Genomic DNA, 21,720 nt, shown 5'->3' on the forward strand with positions numbered 1-21,720 from the left:
GACGTTGAAGAGCATCAGACCGAGGTTGACCAGCGAGAACACCAGGTAGCCGATCATCGCGATCATGAAGATCTTGGTCGCACGCTTCGAGGCGCGGATCTTTCCACTCGCGAACAGCGCGAGGGTCACTCCGACGACCACAAGGGTGGCCAGCGTGGCCTGGAAGACGATTCCGGGCCAGATGAACTCGAAATAGGCCGAGATGCCGCCGACGAACACTCCCTGGAACGCCGCATAGGCGAAGATCACGGCGGGGCGCACCTTCTTGCGCGAGCCGAAGATGACGACCATCGCGAGCACGAATCCGCCGAGCATGCCGATGATCCACGGGAGGATGGTCGGGCTCGGATTCTCGGCCGTGACGGGAGCCATCGTCCAGAGCCAGCCGCCTACTGCGGTCACCAGAAGTATCGCGAAGAGTCCGACGGTCTTCCAGACCGTGTCCTCGACGGTCATGCGGTCGGTCTCGATCGCGCCGGCGGTGGGGGCGGCGTACATGCCCTCCAGCTGTGCGTTGGCCGCTGCATCGGTGGCCGCCTGCTGTGCGGTCGAAAGCTGCGTCGGACGGCCGAGGCGGGCGGCGTTCTGACCGCCCGGGTAAGTCTGCACGGCGCGTTGATCCTGGAACGCCGGGTTGTCGAATGCGGGGTTTTTGAGGGCCACGGCTCTCACACTCCAAGGTGAAGGGTTTTCACAGCACTGTGCTGTGGAACAAAGATATCGGACGGCGGCCGATCCTTCGCGGTTCTGTGCTGTGAGAGGGCTTTGAGCGGCAAGGGAATCCGCCCACGACCTGGGCTGTTGCGCGCACCTGTCGGCATCCGTCGCAGCTTCCCCTGCGGTGACAGCCGGAAAGTGCGTCAGGCGCCATGCGACACGCCGCCGAAGGGCGCGCGCGGCCCGCCGGTAGCCTGAAGCCGTGCCCCGGACCAGTCCGCTCATCATCGGGCACCGCGGTGCGCCCGGGTACCGGCCGGAGCATTCGCGGTCGTCGTACGCCCTCGCGCTCGCGATGGGCGTCGATGCCGTCGAGCCCGACGTCGTCGTCTCGAAAGACGGCGTGCTGGTGGTGCGGCACGAGAACGAGATCTCGGGCACGACCGATGTCGCCGACCGACCCGAGTTCGCCGACCGCCGCACGACGAAGACCGTCGACGACGCGGAGCTGACGGGCTGGTTCACCGAGGACTTCACCTGGGACGAGCTGGCGACCCTCCGTTGCCGCGAGCGCCTGACTCAGCTGCGGCCCGCGAGCGCGTCGTTCGACGATGAGCAGCCGGTCCTGCGCCTGCGTGACGTGCTGGATCTTGTGCGGGACGCGTCCCTCGAGCAGGGACGCGAGATCGGAGTGGTGCTGGAGATCAAGCACGTCACCTACTTCGCCGGGCTCGGATGGGATGTCGCGGGCCTCGTCGAGGCCGAGCTGACTGACGCGGGATGGGCGGACGGAGACCTCCCCCTCACGATCGAAGCGTTCGAATCCACGGTGCTGCACCGATTGCGGGAGCGCGGCATCCGAGGCGTGTATGTCTACCTTCTGGAGGCGGCGGGTCGGCCCTTCGATCTGGTGGCGGCGCTCGGCAGGGCGGCTCCGACCTACAAGGCGACCGCGCGACCCGCGGGCCTGGACCGGCTGGTCGGGCTCGTGGACGGCATCAGCGTCGACAAGCGCATGATCCTCGCGCCCGACAAGCTGGGCCGCGTGAGTGGACCGTCGCCGGTCGTCGCCGACGCGCACGACCGGGGACTGCGCGTGTTCACCTGGACATGCCGCCCGGAGAATGCGTTCCTCGTCGGCCAGTACCGCGGGCGCGGGGGGCCTGCGGCGTTCGGCGATTACGAGGCGGAGTGGGGCGTGATCCGGGATGCCGGGGTCGACGGCGTCTTCGTCGACCACGCGGATCTGGCCGTGGCGTTCTTCCGCGGCTGACGGGCGCTCGAACGCTACGGGGCGTCGTCGTAGGTGCCGAAGAGGCCCTTGCCGTATCGGACCACGGCGTCGTACGCCTCCGCATAGGTCTCGGGTGCCTTGCTGCCCGGGTTGTAGCGAGCCAGCAGCAGGCCGGTCAGCCCCTGAGCGGGCGCCGTGAGCGGACGGTTCTTGTGCTTGGTCGCGGCCGCCGCCGCGTCGTCCTCCTCCGGGTTGCGGCCGGCGTAGAGGGCCTTCGGCTGCGGCCAGGTGTACGGCTGCCGCGGCTCGGTGAGGTTGATGGAGTTGAAGATCGGGTTGGCGCTCTGGTCTCGGAGCGTCAGCGGGGCGAGCCCGTGCTGGCGGCAGAGCGTGTTGATCACGGAGCCGTGGTGCATCTCGTCATGGATGACGGTGCCCTGGGCAGTGTAGGCGCTCACCACGATCGTGGGGACGCGGACGCCCAGCCGGTCGAAGGTGAATCCCATCTCGCCCGGACCGCTCCGATCAGGCGGCGTCGCGGTCGGCGGAGGAACGTGGTCGTAGGTGCCGCCGTGCTCGTCGAACGTGATCACGAGAGCGGTGTTCATCGCGTTGGATCCGCTGGAGGACCTGCTCGTGCGGACGGCGTCGTAGATGTCCTGCACGAGCCGGTCGCCGGCGCGCACGTCCGACAGTGCGCTGTTGTACACCGGCATCTTCTCGCCGTCGACGTCGACCTCGTCCTCGCGCACCTTCTTGCCCCACGGCGGGTGCATGTCGTTGTGATTGAAGACCATGCGCGGCTCGATGAAGCTGTAGGCCGGCAGGTCGCCGTTCGCGGCATCCGCGTAGAACTGACCCATCTCGCGGAAGTGGGTCTTCCAGTACGGCCGGAGGACGGGGGAGTGCAGGAGACCCGTCAGTGAGACGAGCTGCGACCCGTCGTAGTAGATGCGCCAGGGGATGCCGGCATCCTCGAGCCGGTTGAAGATGGTGGGCGCAGGCGGCCCGTCGATCCACTTGTAGTAGCTGTCGCCTCCATGGTTGGTGACGTAGCCGTTCGAGGTGGAGGCGTGGAAGAACAGGCGGTTGCAGAAGGTCTGCGACGGGACACCGGCGTGCCACGCGTCGTACACCGCGAAATCGCGCGCGAGCGTGGAGAGGACCGGCATCATCGCCGGACTGAAGCTGCCCATCGCCACGCGATACTCGTTGGCGGTGGGCATGCGCCCCCGGTCGCGCCGGAAGTTGATGATGAAGTCCTTGACGAATCCGGAGTTGTCGGGGAGGACTCCGACCGGCGGCGTGTTGAACGGCGGCTGCTGGCTGTGGTGCCGGATGTCGCGATTGGTCTCGGGGTCCACCACCCCGAACAGCTGCGTGTTCACGTGCGGGTACGTCTCGCCCGGGTCCGGCTGCGGCGACTGCATCACCGTGTCGGTCGAGCCGTCGTAGACGTAGGCCGGCACCACCTCTCCGTCCAGCCCGAGGTTGGCGTAGGTGCCCTGCGCCAACCCGTTGAAGTCGGCCTTCGACTTCTCCTCGGCGGAATACAGCCAGCCGAGCATGTTGTCGAAGCTGCGATTCTCGAACATCACCACGACGACATGGTCGAACCCGGGGGCGGAGCGTTTCGGGAGCGGGTCGAACTCGGGAGGGTGCGCGGTGGCGGCGGCCGTGATCGCTGCTCCCGCGGCTCCGCCGATCGCGACCCCGGCGGCCCCGATCCCGGCCCGGCGGAGGAAGTCGCGGCGTGACGCATCACGCGGCGCGTTCTGGCCCGCCTCATCGTGCCTCGGTTCGTCCATCACGCTCCCTGGGCGCAATCTTCCGGTCATTCTATCGGCGGCATATCGGACCGGATCCGTGGGCGGCCACTATTGTCTTGCCATGGCTCCAGAGCTGCGATTCGATCGGAACGCGCGCTACGGTGCCGCGCTGGTGGGGGTGATGTTCGCCGCATTCCTGAACATCGCCACCGACTTCAGCGCCTTCCTTCAGGCCGCCAACTACGCCGGCGCGTTAGGCACGGACGTGCCCGCGGTCGACTTCGTCGAATTCCTGCTCATCCTCGGGCTCTACGTCACCTCCTTCGCGATCATGCCCACGACCGGCGCCCGTCGTCTCGGGGCCGTCACCCTCGCCTGCGTGGTGCTGCTCCTCTGGGCGACCGTAGGGATCGAGCGAGGCATCGGCAACATCGACCACCCCGTCGCATTCTGGACGTTCGTGGTCAACCAGGGCTTGATCACCCTGATCGTCGCCCTCGGCGGATGGCTGCTCGTCCGCGGTCGGCATCCACTCGCCTTCCTGGTGCTGCTCATCGCCATCGTGCCGCCCATCGTGAGCCGAATCCTCGTGAACGTCGCGGCGACGTCCGGCGCGTACACGCTGGTCACCGAGGCGATGGTGGTCGTCTTCGGCATCGGCGGAGCGTGGCTGGCCGCAGCGATCGACCACTGGGCGCGCGGCCGCTCGGCAGCGAGCGCCCGTGCCCGCTCGAGAGGTTGAGCGGACACGGGCGACCGCGGCTGGCGTTTCGGCACATCCCCGACCTCGGGGCCTGTGCCCTCTGTCGCGACGGGATCGGGCGGGCGGGTGTGCTCGGGTCGAGCTCGATCAGCACAAGATCGTCTCGGCCATCGACGCGTTGCGGAACGTGCCGGAGGTGCTGGGGTGCTTCGCTCCGGCGGGGGACACCGACCTGCTGCTGCGGGTGGTCGCCAAGAGCCCGGACGACCTCTACCGTGTCGCGGAGGTGATCCGCCTGTGCCCCGGCATCCTCCGCACCTCCACCAGCCTGTTCCTGCGCGAGGTCATTCCCTACCGGGTCAGCGAGCTCCTGAAAGCGGACTGAGGGGCTGACGCACGGCGTGCACCGCCATGCCTGGGCATAGAGCCGCCATTCGCGAGAGGAAAGATCAAGCGCGCGCCGATCAGGGTTGGCACCATGTGAGACGAAGCACGCATACGGAGGGAGGGACACGATGCACGCAGCGCCACAGGGACGCCGTGTCCGGGCACGGGCCGAGACCCACATCGCCGCGCCGCCCGATGTGGTGTACCGCTGGGCGACGGCACCTGACCGCGTCGTCCTGTGGGTCAAGGACCTGGCGGAGTCGCGACCACTCGACGATGGACCGCTGCGGGTCGGTGCCCGCTCCATCGAGGTGATTCAGGACGGGGGAAAGAGGCGCGACGTTCCGGCGGAGGTGACCGCCCTCGAGCCCGGCCGGTTCGTCGAGATCCGTATGGATTCGCCCGGGGGACCGGTCACCTCTCGCACCGACATCGCTGCGACCGCGACGGGTTCCGCCGTCGTACAGACGATGGATGCTGTCTTCACGGGCATGCGGCTCATCCCGTCGTCGATCCTCGCGACACTCCTCACACGGCGGCTGGACGGTGACCTTCGACGGCTGAAGAAAGCCGTGGAGAGCGGCTGACGGAGCTGGAGGGGATGGGTGGCTCGGGGATGAGTCCAGAACGCTCCGCGGCTCACCTGAGCGCGGTGCTGCCCGCGCTGCTCGCAGCGCAGGTGGACCTCGGCGGCGACCTCCGGACCGAGACGCTGGCCCGGGCGACCCACATGTCTCGGACGCGTTTCCATTCCGTCTTCGCCGACACCGTGGGCGAGACCGTCAAGCAGTACACGCTGCGCCTGCGGCTGGAACGAGCGGCTTTCCGCCTGATGTCGGAGTCCACCGGAGTCGCGACCATCGCCTTCGATCTCGGCTTCGGCTCACATGAGGCGTTCTCGCGCCGGTTCCACAGCCGTTTCGGCCGCAGTCCGACCGAGTACCGGGTGACCCCGCCGGCGGGCGACGATCCCCGCCTCCTGCGCCGACCGGGCCTCGAGGTGACGAGCAGCGACCTTTTTCTGTCCGACACGCGCCCTGTCCAGCTGGCGGCCACTCCCGTGGTGTTCCGCCGCCATACCGGCCCGTATGAGGACGTCGATCCGCACGCGTTCGAGCAGCTGGCGCAGTGGGCAGGGGGACGCGGCATCCCCTGTCATGGCCTCCTCGGCATCGCGCATGACGCACCGGGCATCACCGAGCCGGACCGGCTCCGATTCGACGTCTGCGCACGCGTGTCCGGCGACGTTCGAGGCGACCCGGGTACGGCGTTCCGGGTCCTGCCCGAGCGGTGGGCGTCGTCGACGTGGTTCTCCGGGCCTGAGCACCGCCTGGGTGAGGCCGTCGCCGCCGCCTATGCCGCCTCCGGCGCCCTGGCCGGATTCACCGTGATCGGGCTGCCGCTGGAGGAGCACTACACGGACAGCCGGATCCTGACAGAAGGCCGCATCGAGACGCTTCGGATATTGATTCCGCTCGCTCCGATCGGCCCTTCGCCATAGATCCGCGGCGTAGCGCGACCTTTCGGCTCGGTTCGGGGAGGAGTCCGGGATGTATCACGTCGTCAGACGCGTCTCTCCTGCTTGACGAAAGCACTGCGTGCTGAGCCGGCGAGGGAAGGGACCCAGCGCCGGGAGTCCCGCAGCCAGAAGGGACCGAGATGCCCGACACCGTCGAGTTCGCCGAGCGACCCGACGCGCCGCGCTCGCACATCACCCTCCGGCTGATCGCCCAGGATCCGTCGGTGACCGGGGACGACGGCAGGATCCTGACCGCCCAGGTGAAGGTGCCCTGGTCGCGCATCGAGGACGGGCCGCGCGGCGCCCGCCTGCACGTCGTCGACTACGACGTCGCCGTCGACGAGTACCGCAAGCATCCCGCGCTGGTCAACGAGGACGCGTACGCGGAAGCATCCGACGAAGTTCTGCTGACCGACAAGACCTTCCACGCGCAGCAGGTCTACGGCGCGGCGGCGAAGACTCTCGCCACGTTCGAGTCGGCGCTCGGCCGGCGGCTCTCGTGGAGTTTCGCCGGTCACCACCTGTACCTCGTGCCGCACGCCTTCGCCGAGGCGAACGCCTACTACTCATGGGAGGACCGCGCGGTGCTGTTCGGCTACGTCCCCGCCGAGGACGAGGACGATCCGCCGGTCTACACGTGCCTGAGCTACGACATCATCGTGCACGAGACGACGCATGCCATCCTCGACGGCCTGCGGCGGCGTTTCCTCGAGCCGGGGCTGCCCGATCAGGCTGCGTTCCACGAGGGGTTCGCCGACATCGTCGCCCTCCTTTCTGTCTTCTCGATGCGACCCGTCGTCGAGCAGGCGCTCGGCCGACCCGGCAGGAACGGCCGGATCACGAGGATGCATGTCCATCCCGACAGGCTCAAGGCGGGCGTGCTCACGAGCGTCGCGGAGCAGGTGGGGCGCGTGCTCACCCAGGGCCGCGGACCGCTGCGCCATTCCGCGATGGAGCCGCCGCCGGCGAACTGGGCGTTGCTGCCGCAGTTCGCCGAGCCGCATCGACGCGGCGAGGTGCTCGTGGCGGTCGTGCTCGATGTGCTCGTGGACATCTGGTCGGCTCGGCTCGAGACGCTGTTCTCCCGCCCCGGCAACACCGCGTCGGCCACCGTCGATCGGGCCCGAGCCGCCGAGGAAGGCGCCAAGGCGGCAGCCCAGCTGCTGACGATGCTCATCCGGGGGCTCGACTACCTGCCGCCGGTCGAGTTCGAGTTCGCCGATCTGCTCGACGCCGTGCTCCTCGCGGACGTGGAGGTCGTCCCCGACGACGACCTCGGGTACCGGCGTCTGCTGATCGAGAGGTTCGCTCAGGCGGGGATCACCCGGCCGCGCAACCGCGTGAGCAACGTGCTGGAGGCCGAAGTGGCGCCCCAGTACCTCGGGATCAACCACGCGGCGCTGCGCAGCGATCGCGACGAGGTCTTCCGGTTCCTGTGGCAGAACGCGCTCCGCCTCGACGTGCCCACCCGCTACTACACGACCGTCGAGTCGGTCCTGCCCAGCCAGCGGATCGGACCGGACGGCCTGATCGTCGCCGAATCCGTCGCGACGTACGTCCAGATGGCCGAGATGACGGCGGCCGAGCTCGAGACGATCTCGGAGCTGCCGCTGCCGGACGGGCTCGACCCCGAGACTCCGGTGCAGCTCTTCGGGGGCGGCACCCTGGTGTTCGATCAGTTCGGCCGGCTCAAGCTGCACGTGTACAAGAAGGTCGACGACTGGCGCCGGCAGCTGCGGCGCATCGGGTACCTCGACCTCAGCGGACGGCGCGACCGGGCGAAGCGATTGGGATACTCCGACGGGTCGGCCCGAGGGCAGGCGTTCGCGGAGCTGCACGACACCAACCTGAGTTCCGGGGAGGCATGGTGAGCACGCCCCTTCGCGTGAGAGTGCGCATGTACCAGGTCGGCTTCGGCGACTGCTTCCTGGTCTCGGTCGAGTACGACGCACCACTTGCGGACGGCCGTGCGGAGCGGCATCTGCTCGTGGATTTCGGGTCGACCCGCAAGGCGCGCGAGGGGCGCGCACCGGGTCGCATGTCCGACGTCGCGAAGCTGATCCGCAAGCACACGTGCGGTGCGCTCGACGTGCTCGTGGTCACGCACCGCCATAAGGATCACGTGTTCGGGTTCGCCGATGACGATGCAGCCGAGATCCTGCGCGCGCTCGCTCCGAAGCGGGTGCTCCGGCCGTGGACCGAAGATCCGCAGCTGCCTGCGCTCGCCGACGCGCCGACGGGTGCCGGAGTCGCTGCGGACGGGGCGACCGGCCGGGCGTCGGCCCGATATGCGCAGCTGCTCGCCGACGCGCAGCGCGAGGCCGAAGTGCTCTCGGCGCTGACCGGTCTGCACAAGGACGTGCGGGCGGAGGCGGCCGAGCAGGTCAAGAACGCCGACGCGATCGCCCTTCTCGACGAGCTCGCCGCGGACGGGAGGGGAGGCTACCTGCACGCTGGGGCCGACGCCGCCGTGGCGGACCTCATGCCGGGGCTCGAGGTGACGGTGCTCGGTCCGCCCACGGTCGAGCAGGATCCTCGCGTGGCGAAGCAGCGCGAGGAGGATCCCGAGTACTGGATGGCCGCCCTGCACGCGTCGTTGCGCGAAGCGGCGCGCACCGTGCCCGGCGACGGCCAGGCCGCACACGGGATGTCGCTCGGACCCGGACCTGTGCGCTGGGTCGTCGAGCGTCTCGCCGCGCAGAAGTCCCACTCGGTGGCCCGTCTGGTGCGCGACCTCGACGACGCGTTGAACAACACCAGCCTCGTGCTCCTGCTCGAGATCGGCGGTCTGTCGATGCTCTTCCCCGGTGACGCGCAGATCGAAAACTGGCAGTTCACACTCGACCGCCTCGCCGAGGAGCCGGACCTGAAGAGCCGGCTGACCGCGATCGACCTGTACAAGGTCGGCCACCACGGCAGTCGCAACGCCACCCCGCGCGCTCTGCACGCGCTGTGGGCGGAGCGGCCCGACGAGCTGCCGCCGATGACGGCGCTGATGTCGACGCGGCAGGGCGTGCACGGCAAGACCGAGGCGACCGCCGTGCCCCGCTCGACCCTGGTGACAGCCCTGGGTCAGGTGGCGACCCTGCACTCGACCGACGACCTCGATCAAGGCGACGAGTTCGTCGAAGTGGTCTCGGACGTGGTCAGGGGTCCGTTCGTCCGCGTGGGGGCATGAGGTCGGGCCGACGCAGGGCGCGCATCGCTGCGCGCCTTGACCCACGGGCCCGACAGGACACCGGCGACCCGCTCGCGTCGACGCCTCAGTCGGGGAAGGCCAGCAGCCGCAGCAGCTCGCCGAGCGTCCTGCGCTGCTCCGGGGTGATGACGTCATGCAGGGCGCGTTCGGCCTGGCGTGCGGCTCGCTGCGCCGCTGCGAAGAGCGCCCGGCCTTCCGCGGTCGCGACCACCACGTTCGTGCGTCGATCGGCCGGATCGGCCTCGCGGCGGACGAGGCCGCGACCCTGAAGGTCGTCGACGAGCGCAACGACCTGGCTGGGGTCGAGCCGGAGGAAGGTGGCGAGATCGCGTTGCGAAGGCCGCGTGTCGTCGACGGCGAGGGCGAGCACGGAATACGACCGCACCCGCAGGCCCTGCTGCGCGAGGGCGGCATTCCCGGCGGCCAGCGAGAGCGCGTTCGCGCGAGCGAGGAGGAAACTCAGATCGTCGGTCAACGCCGAGTTCCGCAGGCGTTCGTCCGCGCGTGCCACCTCGCTCGTCGTGCTCCTCGCTTCGGCGGCCATGCCAGTGATCCTAGCAAAATGATGCGCCGTGACAATCATTGACAAATTCAATGATGCTGCGCTCTAATGAGAGAAGGCCGGCGATCAGTTCGCGGCGAGACGAAGGAGTTCCGATGGGGCTGGATGGCAAGGTGGCGATCGTCACCGGATCCGGGCGTGGCCTGGGATTGGCGTACGCGGCAGAGCTGGCTCGGCAGGGCGCAGCGGTCGTGGTCAACGACGTGGACGCGCGGACAGCCGCGGATGCTGTGGCGTCCATCGAGGCGGCCGGCGGCCGCGCGGTCGCCGTCGTCGCACCGGTCGGGTCCACCGAGACCGCCAAGCAGCTCGTCGCGGCAGCGGTCGAGAACTTCGGGCGTCTGGACATCCTCGTCACCAACGCCGGCGTCCTTCGTGACACCGTCCTGTGGAAAATGAGCGACGACGATTTCGACACCGTGATCGGTGTGCACCTGCGGGGGACGTTCACCGCCGTCCGCGAGGCGGTGCTGCACCTCCGCGAGCAGAACGAAGGCGGCCGGATCATCTGCATCGGCTCGCCGACCGGCCAGCGGGGCAACTTCGGACAAACCAACTACGCGGCTGCCAAGGCGGGCATCGTCGGAATGGTCCGTACCTGGGCGCTGGAGCTCAAGCGCGCCGGCATCACCGCGAACGCCGTCATCCCCGTCGCCGCGACGGCCATGACTGCGACCGTGCCGTACTTCGCCGCCGCCGTCGAGGCCGATGCGGCGGGCGAGCCGATGCCGGCATTCTTCCGGCACGATCTCGGCTTCGGCACGTCCGAGGACGTCGCGGGGCTCGTCGCCTACCTGGCATCGGATGCCGCGGCCGGCGTCACCGGACAGGCGATCGGCGTCGGCGGCGATCGCATCCAGGTGTGGTCGCATCCCGAGCCGGTGGTGACCGCGTACCGCGCGGGGGGCTGGAGCTACGACGCGCTCGAGGAGTCTTTCGACGAGGAGTTCGGCGGGCAGTTGCAGTCGGTCGGCGAGTCCTTTCCACCGCTGCCGGACGAGCTGCAGCGGCCCGCGCCGACGGCCTGAGCCGCGTTTCGTCTCGCTTCGCTCGCTCAACGACCGGGCCCTTCGACAGGCTGAGGAATCAGATGACCCGCTACGAACCCGCGATCGACGTCGATTCGCTCACCGCGATCGACGTGCATGTGCACGTCGAGATCGATGCGCACGGTCACACCTCCCTGCCGCCGGCACTGGTCGAGGCCGCATCGAAGTACTTCAGCGCGGAGGGGCCGCGCCCCGACCTGGACAGCATCGCTGCGTACTACCGTGAGCGGAAGATGGCGGCGGTCGTGTTCACGGTCGACGCCACGACGCGCCTGGGGCATCCCGCGATCTCCAGCACCGACATCGCCGAAGGCGCAGCGCGCAACAACGACGTGCTGGTCCCGTTCGGATCGGTCGACCCACTCCAGGGCGCGGCCGCGGTGGATGCCGCGCGTCGTCTCGTCGAGGAGTCCGGCGTGCAGGGGTTCAAGTTCCACCCGACCGTGCAGGGGTTCGACCCGAGCGACGAGCAGCACTATCCGCTGTACGCGGAGATCGAACGGCTCGGCGCGGTAGCCCTCTTCCACACCGGCCAGACCGGGATCGGGGCGGGCGTGCCCGGCGGCTACGGGCTGCGCTTGGGGCTGTCCAACCCCATCCTGCTCGACCCCGTGGCCGCCGACTTCCCCGAGCTGCAGCTCATCATGGCCCATCCTTCGGTGCCGTGGCAGGACGAAGCCCTCTCGGTCGCGACCCACAAGCACAACACCTGGATCGACCTCTCGGGATGGAGCCCGAAGTACTTCCCCGCCGAACTCGTCCGCTACGCCAACTCCGTCCTGAAGAACCGAGTGCTGTTCGGCTCCGACTTCCCCCTCCTCACCCCGGACCGCTGGATCCGGGACGCCGAGACCACCGCACTGAAGCCCGAAGTCATGCCCGGCATCATGCGCGACAACGCCGCACGACTCCTCGGCCTCGCGAGCTGACCTCGCGGCATCCCATCGTTCTCTGCACCGCACCGAAAGGCACACACCATGACCACCACCCGCCCCTACGCTGACGCCGCCGATCTCGCCGGTACCGATCTCGGCTACACCGACTGGCTCGAGGTCACCCAGGACCGCGTCAACCTCTTCGCCGATGCCACCGACGACCACCAGTGGATCCACGTCGACCCCGAGCGGGCGACCGACGGACCGTTCGGCGCACCGATCGCGCACGGCTTTCTCAGTCTGTCGCTGGCCGTCAAGTTCTGGTCCGAGCTGTTCGACCTCGAGGGCGTCACCACGAAGGTCAACTACGGCCTCGACAAGGTCCGCTTCATCTCGCCCGTGAAGGTCGGCGCCCGCGTGCGGATGAACGCCGTGATCGCCGAGGTGACGGAGGTTCCCGGCGGCTACCAGTTCGCTGTCGACCAGACGATCGAGATCGACGGCGCCGCCAAGCCGGCTGTCGTCGCCCGAGGCCTGTACCGCTTCTACGCCTAGCCCGGGAGCAGCGTTCGTCACACCTCGACGGAGAGGATGCCATGCACCACCCCGGACTCGGCGCCTGGATGCGCAAGAGACGTCTGAAGACGCCGGAAAAGACCGCGCTGATCTACGGCGAGGGCTCGGCGATGACCTACCGACAGCTCGCCGACCGGGCGGATGAGGTGTCGAGCCTGCTGGCGTCGCGGGGGGTGGTCAAGGGCGACAGCGTCGCGTACATCGGCGAGAACAGTCCGGAGTTCCTGGCCGCCCTGTTCGGCTGCGCGCAGATAGGCGCGGTATTCGTGCCGATCAACACCCGGCTCGCTCCGCCCGAGATCCTCCACATCCTCGCCGACTGCCGAGCACGCGTGCTGATCCGCGATCCCGACTTCGCAGAGCGGACCGCTCCGCTGGTCTCGGCGGTCGGAATCGCACACGTCGTCGAGATGAGCGACCTGACCGACGATTCTCCGGATGCTCCCGACCCCGTATTCGCGCTGGCCGACACGGCTCCGGATGACCCTGCGGCGGTCATCTACACATCGGGAACCACCGGACGAGCGAAGGGGGCGGTGCTGACCCACCAGAACCTCACCTGGGTGGCACTGAACTCCCTCGTCGACTACGACATCGTCTCGTCCGACGTCGCGCTCATGATCTCGCCGCTCTTCCATGTCGCGTCGCTGGGCATGGGCGCGCTTCCGGTCATCCTGAAGGGCGGCACGATCGTGCTGGAGAAGGGTTTCGAACCCGGTCGCGCGCTCAGGCTCATCGCCCAGTACGGCGTGACCATGCTGAGCGGCGTGCCCACGACCTATCAGCTGATGGCCGACCATCCCGACTGGGAAGGCACGGAGCTCTCCACTCTCACGAAGCTCACGTGCGGCGGATCGGCCGTGCCCACCCGCATCCTGAACGCCTACGAGGAGCGCGGCCTGCACTTCTCGCAGGGGTACGGCATGACCGAGACGTCGCCGGGCGCGACATCCCTCTCGCCGTCGATGACGCGGTCGAAGCAGGGCAGCGTCGGTCTCCCGCACTTCTTCACAGACGTGCGGATCGCCGGGACGGATGGCGCGGCCGCCGGGAGCGGCACCGTCGGCGAAATCGAGATCGCCGGTCCGAACGTGTTTCCCGGCTACTTGAACCTGCCCGAGGCCACGTCCGCTGCGTTCACCGCGGACGGCTGGTTCCGCTCCGGCGACCTCGGCTACCTCGACGCGGACGGATACCTCTACATCTCCGACCGGCTGAAGGACATGATCATCTCCGGCGGGGAGAACGTGTACCCGGCCGAGGTCGAGAACCTGATCGCCGACCTGCCGGGCGTCACGGGAGTCGCGGTGATCGGGATGCCGGATGACCGGTGGGGCGAGGTGCCGTGGGCTGTGCTCACGGTTCAGGCCTCGACATCGGTCGACACAGAGGCCGTCCGCGCCCACCTGGACGGCCGGCTCGCCCGGTACAAGCTTCCCCGCAACGTGGTGATCGTCGACGAGCTGCCCCGGACCGCGTCAGGCAAGGTGCGCAAGGCGGAGCTGCGATCCCGGTTCGGTCCAGGCGGCGAGGGACGCTGAGCCCCTCAGCCGCGGGATCTGCTGCCCGGTGGGCCGTACACGACGAGATAAGCGATGGGAACGAGCAGGAAGAACACCCATGCCCACCCCCACGCGCCGATCGTGAGTCCGAGCAGCAGGTAGACGAATGCGGCGAGAATCGGGACCACTGCGACGATCGTCGCACCTGCCCGCCCACCCAGCGGCGTGCGTCGCGAACCAGAATCCTGAGCCATAGCCGACACAGTACACACGTCGGCAACGCCGGTCAGCAGTCCGATCGAGCCTCTGCGCGGGTGCTGGTGGGCGTCTCGTGGTCACGTCGCGTAGATGACGTGCATGCTCTCGATGTCGCCGGCGAACGGGAACGGCGCCCGGTCGAAGTAATCGAGTGAGACCACGCCGCCGAGGCACCTGCCGACGTCCAGACAGTCGTTCGCCGTGAAGAGCAGAGGTGCGCTGACGGGGATCACCCCGCTCGCCCAGTCCTCGCCGTCGACGGAGATCACGACGCGCAGCGGCCCGCCCGGGCGCGCCTCGACGTAGGAGGTGTCGACCACGATCGTGTGCCGGCCCGGCGTCAGCGTCCGCTCCGATCGGATCTGCGTGCGCTGAACGATGAAGAGGTTGTACTCGTACACGATCCGGCCGCCGTCGACGAAGCAGGTGAGCCCGCCCCCCGCACCGCCCAGCGCGTAGAGAACCCCTTCGGGCGAGTCGCCGATCGTCGCGGTGAGAGTGACCGTGTTCGCGCGGTTGCCCAGTGCAGGGGCGATGAACTCCGGCATCCGAATGATGTCGCCCGTGAAATTCCACTCGCGATACGGAGTCGAGATGCGCAGCTCGGGGTGGTAGACGGGGACCCAGAGGCCGCCGCCGATCGGGTAGACACTGTTCTTCGCGGCCTCCATCGCGAACAGTTCCTTCATCTGGGCGAGCTTCTCCGGCTGCTCCTCCGCGAGATCGTGCGCCTGCGTCCAATCCTCGTCGAGGTGGTACAGCTCCCACGTGTCGTGATCGGGCGTCCACTCGGCGATCCCCGGCGGCAGACCCGGCACCCACGGCGCGCGAGGACCGAATGCCGAAGCCATCCAGCCGTCGTGGTAGATCGCGCGGCTGCCCATGATCTCGAAGTACTGCGTGAGGTGTTCTGACTTCGCGTCGGCGTCCTGCAGGATGGCCGCGAAGCTCGTGCCGTCGATCGGGTCCTGCGGGATGCCGTTCACGACGCGCGGATGCGAGATGCCCAGCAGGTCGTACAGCGTGGGCACGATGTCGGTGCAGTGCACGAACTGGGCCCGGGGAGCGGCATCCGGTGTCACCTTCGCCGGCCACCGGATGGCCATCGGGTTGCGGGTGCCGCCGAGGTGCGACGCGACCAGCTTCATCCCCTTGTACGGCGTGCTGCCCGCCCACGCCCAGCCCGCGTGGTACTGGTTGTCGGCCTTCGGTGTGCCGAGCACATCGAGGCCGCCCATGTCGTTCATCGCCTTTATGTGCTGCGGGATGGTCGACGGGATGCCGTTCTGCGCGAGCAGCTCGCTGATCGTGCCGTTCTGTCCCTCACCCGACGAGCCGTTGTCGCCCCAGATGTAGAAGACCAGCGTGTTCTCGCCGTACCCCAAGCTTTCCAGTTCGTCCACCACGCGGCCGGCCTGCACGTCGGCGTGCTCGGCGAAGCCGGCCGCGACCTCCATCAGGCGCCGCTGGAAAGGCTTCTCATCGTCCGGGATGTCGTCCCATGCGGCAAGGCGCTCGTCCCTCGCGGTCAGCTCCGCGTCTCGGGGAATCCACCCGGAGTCCTTCGCGCGCGCGAACACCCGCTCGCGGTACGCATCCCACCCGTCGTCGAACGTGCCCGCGTACTTGTCCGCCCACTCCTTCATGATGTGGTGCGGGCCGTGCAGGCATCCGGTCGCCCAATACATCATGAAGGGCTTGTCAGGCTCGAGCGCCTTGTGATTGCGGAGCCAGTGGATCGCATCGTCCGCGAGATCCTCACTGAGGTGGTACCCCTCCTCAGCGGTCTTCGGTGGCAGCACGCTTGTGGTGTTGCGCACCAGGTTGGGCTCGTACTGGGATGCTTCGCCGGCGAGGAACCCATAGAAGTACTCGAACCCGTTCCCGGTCGGCCAATTGTGGAAGGGGCCCGTCACGCCCGTCTCGACCGCCGGGGTGTTGTGCCACTTGCCGAATGCAGCGGTGGAGTAGCCGTAGTCCTTCAGCACCTCGGCGCCGAGAGCGCTGCTCTTGGGAATTTCTCCCGCGTAGCCGTCCCAGTCGTTCGCAAGCTCCGCGATCTGTCCGTTCCCGATCCGGTGGTGATTGCGACCCGACAGCAGCGAGGCGCGGGTCGGGGAGCACATCGCGGTGGTGTGGAAGCGGTTGAACCCGATGCCTTCGCTGAGCACTCGGCTCAGTGTGTCGGTGCGCACCTCCCCGCCGAACGTGTCAGGCAATCCGGGGCCGGCGTCGTCTATCAGGATGATCAGGATGTTCGGTGCGTCAGCCGGAAGCCGCGCGGGAGTCTCTCGCTGTTGATACACCGACTCCTGCATCGTCCGGCCGGCCACGCTGGCCGAGGGGGTGGGCGGAAACGGCAGCACGTCCTGAGGGCACATCGCGATCTCTTTCCGACGACTCGCCACGACAGGCACGTCCCTGCCCGAGGGTCGTCACGCCAGCACGGTAGCGACATCCGAAGACGGTGCGCGTCGTTCTTTCCGGGTGACCTCCGATCGGGTGTGCGACGCCGGGAATCAGCAGCGGTTCGCCCGCGGTACCAGCTTCGGCGCATCCATCGGAGCGCGCCCGAAGGGGCCACCCCGCGGAATGACCCCTTGCGACCGTCACGACTGCGTGTCTTAGGCGGCGTCCGCGTCCGCCGCGCTCGTCCTTCGGCTCGCGATGAGCTGGCGATTTAGCTGGATGGACTCGCAATATGCAATGCGGACGGCAAAGGCTCGCGGCTGGGGAGCTCGAGCTTTCAGGGTGCCCCGGGCGACGGTCGGCGGATGCGGCGGAGCTCACCTATTCGGGAGGTCGACGAGGTCACCGGAGCGGGCCACCCGCAGGGCGAGACTCCGATTGACTCAGCCCGCTCACCAGGCAGCCGCCGAGTCGGACCGCGCAGCCCGTTTCACCCAACATGAAAAGCCGCCGTCTGCTGCTCCCGGAGTGAGGCAGACGCTGCCGCGCCGGCGACGATCCTGGGTGTACGTTGCGGAGATGGAGCCGATCCGAGTGGGACTCGTGGCCGACCCGGCCTCGCCGACCGAAGCGGCGCGCCGGATGACGGATCTGGCACCGCCGGACGGCGATGACCGGCATGGCTGGGACATCCAGCTTGTGAGCCAGCCATTCACCTTGGGACTCGAGGACGTTGACACCGCGCTGGCACGACTGCGGACGCAGGGCGTCAAGCAACAGTGGGACCTGGTGATCGGGGTGACCGAGCTTCCGCTTCGCGACGACGACGGCAGCTACTTGCTGGCCGCGATCGACCCGCAACGACGTTCCGCTGTGCTCTCGCTACCCGCTCTAGGTGGATTCCGTGTCAACACGCGCGCCCGTGACGCAGTGCGAGGGCTCGTCAGCGGGATGGAGGAACCCACCTCACCTGAGGAGCAGCGCCTGCCTCTTCCCGGTCGCAGCGCACGTTGGCGGGTGCTCCTGGGCATGGTGCTCGCCAACCGTCCGTGGCGGCTCGCGGCCGGACTCAAGTCGGCGCTCGTCGCCGCCCTGGCGACAGGCGCGGTGGCGACGATCCAGCCTACGGTCTGGCTGCTGGCCGATTCCCTGTCGGGGTGGCGCCTCGTGGTCGCAACCGTCGCCTCGATCATGATCGTGGTCGCCTGGATCGTGATCGATGGTGAACTGTGGGATCGCCCCGAGGACGACACCGTCCAGGCCCGGGAAAGGTCCCGGCTCTACAACGCCTCTACGCTGCTGACTCTGACGATCGGAGTCGTCATCTGCTATCTGGTGCTGTACGTGATCAACCTGGCCTGGGCACTGTTCGTCCTGGATCCGGACGTGATGGGTGGCTCGCTGGGCGAGCCGGCCGGCTACGGTGATCTGTTCGTGCTCACCTGGTTCGTCGCATCGGTGGCGACTCTCGGCGGTGCACTCGGCACCGGCCTGGAGTCGGACGAAGCGATCCGCGCGGCCGCATACTCGAAGCGCGAAGAGGAACGCCGCGCCCGACTCGCAGACCAGCGGGCCTAGATGTACTCGGTCAGGACGTTGGTTGCACTCGGCTGAGTGGGGTTTGCCTCCGAGGGCTGAGTGGCGTGGTTCATTGTTGTCGCCGGCGCCCCGCGCGGTTCGTCGCCAGAGGGTCGAGAATGTCGTCAGGGGAGCGATGTGTGAGGAGCAAGTCATGTCATACAACGTCGGGTATTTCGTTGGGAGCCTGTCGTCGACGTCTATCAATCGCATTCTCGCGAAAGCGCTGATCAGCGTGGCGCCGGATGACCTGGAGTTCTCGGAGATCCCCATCCGGGACCTTCCGCTGTACAGCCAGGACTACGACGCCGACTACCCGCCCGAGGCGCGCGCGTTGAAGCAGGCGATCGCTGCGACGGATGCGGTGCTGTTCGTCACGCCGGAGTACAACCGCTCCATCCCGGGCGGCCTCAAGAACGCCATCGACTGGGCATCCCGCCCCTGGGGGGAGAACTCGTTCGACCACATCCCCGCCGCGGTGATCGGCGCCTCGATCGGCCAGATCGGCACCGCTGTCGCCCAGCAGAGTCTGCGTGGAGTGCTGAGCTTCTGCAACGCTCGCCAGATGACCGCGCCGGAAGCGTACATCCAGTTCTCGGCGGATGACTTCGGGGAGGACGCCATCTCGCTGAGCCCTCGAACGGCGGAGTTCCTCGGTGCATTCATGGCCGAGTTCCGCGATCACATTCAGCGTGTGCTCACCGTATTGCCGCGGTAGGAGCCGGACATCCCCTGACCAGCGGTTGCGGAATTGTCGCCGATGCCCCGAGATATCACCCTCATCACGCCTGGAAAGGTGTGTGGACCAAGGGCAGGGAAAACCGCATCTGCCAGCAACGCAAAGGGCCGCTATCCGTTGTGAACAATGGAATCGCGGCCCTTCGAAAGTCGATGTGACGGCGGGAGTCGAACTGAACCTCGGCGGAAATGACGAACGACGGATTGGTCCGAAAAGCGCGTAATTCCGCGGCTCTTAGCTCGGTCGATGCTGCCCCATCACGTCGATCGGGGGTCGTTTTCGCGAAAAGTGCGGGCCAGATGCGGGCAAGTTTGTGCCGAGCGTTCGCGCCGGATCTCCGTGGTGGCAGACCGATAACCCACGTGCACAGTTGCCTAGGTCGGATCACGGAGATCCGACCAGCCCCCTTGAAATCACTTGTGGTAAATATTTGCCGATACGCTCGAGTGACACTTATCGACGCTGTCGTCACAGCCCTCAGTCTGGTCCCCCTGGAGGAAGTCGCGATGGTCCCCCCTGCCTCGAACGACGCGCGCCTGGCCGCACTCAACGGTCTCAAGATCATGGGTACGCCCCCTGAGGAGCGCTTCGACCGGATCACGCGAATGGCGCGTGAACTGTTCGGCGTTCCGATGGCCGAGATCCACCTGCTCGACGAGACGACGTTGTTCACCAAGTCTCCTCAGCCGCCCGGAGTGCCCGTCGAGTACCCCCGCGAAGGGACGTTCTGCGACGCCACGCTGCGAAAGCACGACACCCTTGTGATCCCCGACCTGGGAACGGACGACGAGTTCGCCACGCACGTCAACGTGGCCGGACCGCCCTTCGTTCGCTTCTATGCGGGACGCCCGCTCAGCGTCGACGATGGTCAGCAGATCGGCACGATCTGCCTCCTCGATCTCGTCCCGCGCGAATTGACCTCCGAGCAGGAGCGGATGCTCGACGCGTTCGGCCGCTGGGTCGAGCGCGAACTGCGTGACACGGCGGAACGCGATCGGGCGGCCGAGTTGCAGGACAAACTCCTGCCGAGAGCGACCGTCCTTACCGCCGGCTACCGCCTCTCCGGGCTGTCGATTCCGCTGCATCAGATCGCGGGAGACTTCTACAACTGGCGGGTCGATGAGACCTCGGTCGACCTCACCGTGGTGGACGTCATGGGCAAAGGGGCGGGCGCGGCCATCCTCGCCGCCGGGATCCGGTCGGCGTTCGGAGCGAGGACGAGTCGGGACCCCGCAGATGTCGTCGCGGAGGTCAATGCTCAGCTGGCGGACGATTTCACCGCGACGGGTACTTTCGCGACGCTCTTCCATGGTCGACTCGACCCGGACTCGGGTCGGCTCGACTACGTCGATTCGGGTCACGGACTGGCACTCCTCGTCCGTGCGGACGGCGAAGTCGAGCGGCTCGCGTCGGTAGGCCTGCCGATCGGCATCGCCCCGGATGCGGACTGGCTCTGCCAGTCGGTCCATCTGAACCCCGGCGACGCTCTGGTGGCCTTCACGGACGGGCTGCTCGATCTCTTCGACGGCACGCTCGAATCTGTTCCCCACATCACAGCGCTGGCACGTGCGTCGGTCGACGCCGACGAGTTCTTCGGCCTGATCCGCCGACTCGCGGCGAGAGGAGGTGCCGACGACGACGTCACCGTGCTGATGGTGACGCGCCCGTGAGGGGCGGGCGGGCCGGGACGGGCGGTGTCCCGCGACGGTGGCGTCTGCTCGCCCGATCGCTGACGGCTCTCATCCTCATGTCGCTGGTGGCGGCCTCGCCCGCGGCCGCGGCTCCGGCCACGCCCGATACTGCGTCGCTCACGCCCGAGTCCGGCGCGTATTTCGGGGTCAGCATCGACTGGGGTGTCGACACCGCAGTCCAGCAGGCGCAACGGCTCGGAGAGGCTCCTGCCGTCCTCGAGCACGCCACTGCTGTGCCGATCACCGCCACCGAATCGGACTACCTCGCTCAGTTCTTCCGTCAGGCGGAAGGCGCGGGCGCACTTCCCGCAATCACCCTGCGGCCTGAGGGTGATCTCTTCGACTTCGACGCGGATGCTGCCGAGGCCGTGGTCGCCGCGCTTGCAAAGGCGCGCGGGGGCAACCGGATTCCGGTGTATGTGCGGTTCGCGCCCGACATGAACGCGACCTGGGTGCCGTGGGGACAGCGTCCGACGTCCTTCGTGGACGCATTCCGCCTGTTCGCCGATGCCGTGCACGACGGGCTGCCCGGTGCGGCGACGGTGTGGTCCCCCGCGGCCGGCGAGGGGTATCCGTTCGAGTCCGCTTCGACGACGACGGATGCTGCGCTCGACACCGACGGCAACGGGCGGCTGGCCGCGGGAGACGACCCGTACGGGCCGTACTACCCCGGCGCGCGGTATGTGGACTGGGTCGGGTTGTCCGCTTATCACGACCCGAGCGACGGAGGCCCGGCGGTCAACGCGGTGCCTGTCCCGGGTGAACTCGACGTCGACCTCAGCGGCGCCGGTGACCTCGATTTCTACGCGCGGTTCGCTGTGGCCACCGATACGCCGATGATGCTCGAGACGGCGGCCTTCTACGCCCCCGGTGCCGGCGGGGCGAGTGCCCTCGCGATCAAGAGCGCGTGGTGGCAGCAGGTCATGGCCTCCGCATCCGACGCGGCACATCCGCTGCTGGACGCGGTCATCTGGCGCGATTCTTCCTCGACCCGTGCCGTCGTCGGCGAAGTC

Annotated in this window: 18 protein-coding genes and 2 pseudogenes; 15 read left to right on the top strand and 5 right to left on the bottom strand. The window is 68.0% G+C overall.

All coding sequences use genetic code 11. The features are described 5' to 3' along the window. A partial coding sequence (locus VFX99_RS15190; protein WP_329667131.1) for a Bax inhibitor-1/YccA family protein occupies positions 1 to 663 on the bottom strand: 663 nt, incomplete at its 3' end. Between the two features lie 256 nt (positions 664 to 919). On the opposite strand from VFX99_RS15190, the gene VFX99_RS15195 reads away from it, so the two are divergent. Next, on the top strand, positions 920 to 1,930 hold the full coding sequence (locus VFX99_RS15195; protein ID WP_329667132.1) for a glycerophosphodiester phosphodiesterase family protein: 1,011 nt from the start codon (positions 920 to 922) through the stop codon (positions 1,928 to 1,930). Positions 1,931 to 1,944: 14 nt separating this feature from the next. On the opposite strand, the gene VFX99_RS15200 is transcribed toward VFX99_RS15195, so the two are convergent. Next, the gene (locus tag VFX99_RS15200; RefSeq protein ID WP_329667133.1) at positions 1,945 to 3,699 is read right to left on the bottom strand and encodes an alkaline phosphatase family protein; all 1,755 of its coding nucleotides are present in this window, start codon (positions 3,697 to 3,699) and stop codon (positions 1,945 to 1,947) included. Positions 3,700 to 3,781: 82 nt separating this feature from the next. On the opposite strand from VFX99_RS15200, the gene VFX99_RS15205 reads away from it, so the two are divergent. The 6 genes and pseudogenes from VFX99_RS15205 (at position 3,782) to VFX99_RS15230 (ending at position 9,447) form a co-directional block, all read left to right on the top strand. After that, the gene (locus VFX99_RS15205; protein ID WP_329667134.1) at positions 3,782 to 4,402 is read left to right on the top strand and encodes a hypothetical protein; all 621 of its coding nucleotides are present in this window, start codon (positions 3,782 to 3,784) and stop codon (positions 4,400 to 4,402) included. Positions 4,403 to 4,499: 97 nt separating this feature from the next. After that, positions 4,500 to 4,748, top strand: a pseudogene (locus VFX99_RS15210) (Lrp/AsnC ligand binding domain-containing protein); the annotation flags it as partial. Positions 4,749 to 4,878: 130 nt separating this feature from the next. Beyond that, positions 4,879 to 5,337 (top strand): SRPBCC family protein, encoded by a 459-nt coding sequence (locus VFX99_RS15215; RefSeq protein ID WP_329667135.1) that lies wholly within the window; start codon positions 4,879 to 4,881, stop codon positions 5,335 to 5,337. A gap of 29 nt (positions 5,338 to 5,366) precedes the next feature. Then, the gene (locus VFX99_RS15220; RefSeq protein ID WP_329667136.1) at positions 5,367 to 6,251 is read left to right on the top strand and encodes an AraC family transcriptional regulator; all 885 of its coding nucleotides are present in this window, start codon (positions 5,367 to 5,369) and stop codon (positions 6,249 to 6,251) included. A gap of 158 nt (positions 6,252 to 6,409) precedes the next feature. Beyond that, the gene (locus tag VFX99_RS15225; RefSeq protein WP_329667137.1) at positions 6,410 to 8,140 is read left to right on the top strand and encodes a hypothetical protein; all 1,731 of its coding nucleotides are present in this window, start codon (positions 6,410 to 6,412) and stop codon (positions 8,138 to 8,140) included. Then, positions 8,137 to 9,447, top strand: a complete 1,311-nt coding sequence (locus VFX99_RS15230) for a hypothetical protein (protein ID WP_329667138.1) — start codon at positions 8,137 to 8,139, stop codon at positions 9,445 to 9,447. The genes VFX99_RS15225 and VFX99_RS15230 overlap by 4 nt, the downstream gene beginning before the upstream one ends. A gap of 85 nt (positions 9,448 to 9,532) precedes the next feature. Here the strand turns inward: VFX99_RS15230 and VFX99_RS15235 are convergent, their stop codons facing one another. Further along, the gene (locus VFX99_RS15235; protein ID WP_329667139.1) at positions 9,533 to 10,012 is read right to left on the bottom strand and encodes a MarR family winged helix-turn-helix transcriptional regulator; all 480 of its coding nucleotides are present in this window, start codon (positions 10,010 to 10,012) and stop codon (positions 9,533 to 9,535) included. Positions 10,013 to 10,125: 113 nt separating this feature from the next. Here VFX99_RS15235 and VFX99_RS15240 point away from each other — a divergent pair, with 113 nt between their 5' ends. The 4 genes from VFX99_RS15240 (at position 10,126) to VFX99_RS15255 (ending at position 14,071) form a co-directional block, all read left to right on the top strand. Further along, positions 10,126 to 11,058, top strand: coding sequence for an SDR family NAD(P)-dependent oxidoreductase (locus tag VFX99_RS15240; RefSeq protein ID WP_329667140.1), 933 nt, complete (start codon positions 10,126 to 10,128; stop codon positions 11,056 to 11,058). 62 nt (positions 11,059 to 11,120) lie between these two features. Beyond that, entirely contained in the window at positions 11,121 to 12,008 is an 888-nt protein-coding gene (locus VFX99_RS15245; RefSeq protein WP_329667141.1) for an amidohydrolase family protein, read from the top strand. A gap of 48 nt (positions 12,009 to 12,056) precedes the next feature. Next, positions 12,057 to 12,509, top strand: coding sequence for a MaoC family dehydratase (locus tag VFX99_RS15250; RefSeq protein ID WP_329667142.1), 453 nt, complete (start codon positions 12,057 to 12,059; stop codon positions 12,507 to 12,509). A gap of 41 nt (positions 12,510 to 12,550) precedes the next feature. After that, the gene (locus VFX99_RS15255; protein ID WP_329667143.1) at positions 12,551 to 14,071 is read left to right on the top strand and encodes a long-chain fatty acid--CoA ligase; all 1,521 of its coding nucleotides are present in this window, start codon (positions 12,551 to 12,553) and stop codon (positions 14,069 to 14,071) included. Between the two features lie 5 nt (positions 14,072 to 14,076). Here the strand turns inward: VFX99_RS15255 and VFX99_RS15260 are convergent, their stop codons facing one another. Then, positions 14,077 to 14,286 (bottom strand): hypothetical protein, encoded by a 210-nt coding sequence (locus tag VFX99_RS15260; protein WP_329667144.1) that lies wholly within the window; start codon positions 14,284 to 14,286, stop codon positions 14,077 to 14,079. Positions 14,287 to 14,367: 81 nt separating this feature from the next. Then, a complete protein-coding gene (locus VFX99_RS15265; RefSeq protein WP_329667145.1) occupies positions 14,368 to 16,671 on the bottom strand; it encodes an arylsulfatase in 2,304 nt (767 codons plus the stop codon). 607 nt (positions 16,672 to 17,278) lie between these two features. Here VFX99_RS15265 and VFX99_RS15270 point away from each other — a divergent pair. The 4 genes and pseudogenes from VFX99_RS15270 to VFX99_RS15285 all read left to right on the top strand — a co-directional run. Then, positions 17,279 to 18,277, top strand: a complete 999-nt coding sequence (locus VFX99_RS15270) for a hypothetical protein (RefSeq protein ID WP_329667146.1) — start codon at positions 17,279 to 17,281, stop codon at positions 18,275 to 18,277. Between the two features lie 154 nt (positions 18,278 to 18,431). After that, positions 18,432 to 18,995, top strand: a complete 564-nt coding sequence (locus VFX99_RS15275; protein WP_329667147.1) for an NADPH-dependent FMN reductase — start codon at positions 18,432 to 18,434, stop codon at positions 18,993 to 18,995. Between the two features lie 527 nt (positions 18,996 to 19,522). Then, the gene (locus VFX99_RS15280; protein WP_329667148.1) at positions 19,523 to 20,686 is read left to right on the top strand and encodes a GAF domain-containing SpoIIE family protein phosphatase; all 1,164 of its coding nucleotides are present in this window, start codon (positions 19,523 to 19,525) and stop codon (positions 20,684 to 20,686) included. Between the two features lie 77 nt (positions 20,687 to 20,763). Continuing rightward, positions 20,764 to 21,720, top strand: a pseudogene (locus VFX99_RS15285) (OpgC domain-containing protein); the annotation flags it as partial.

It is taken from the genome of Microbacterium sp., assembly GCF_036277215.1.
Classification (GTDB): Bacteria; Actinomycetota; Actinomycetes; order Actinomycetales; family Microbacteriaceae; genus Microbacterium.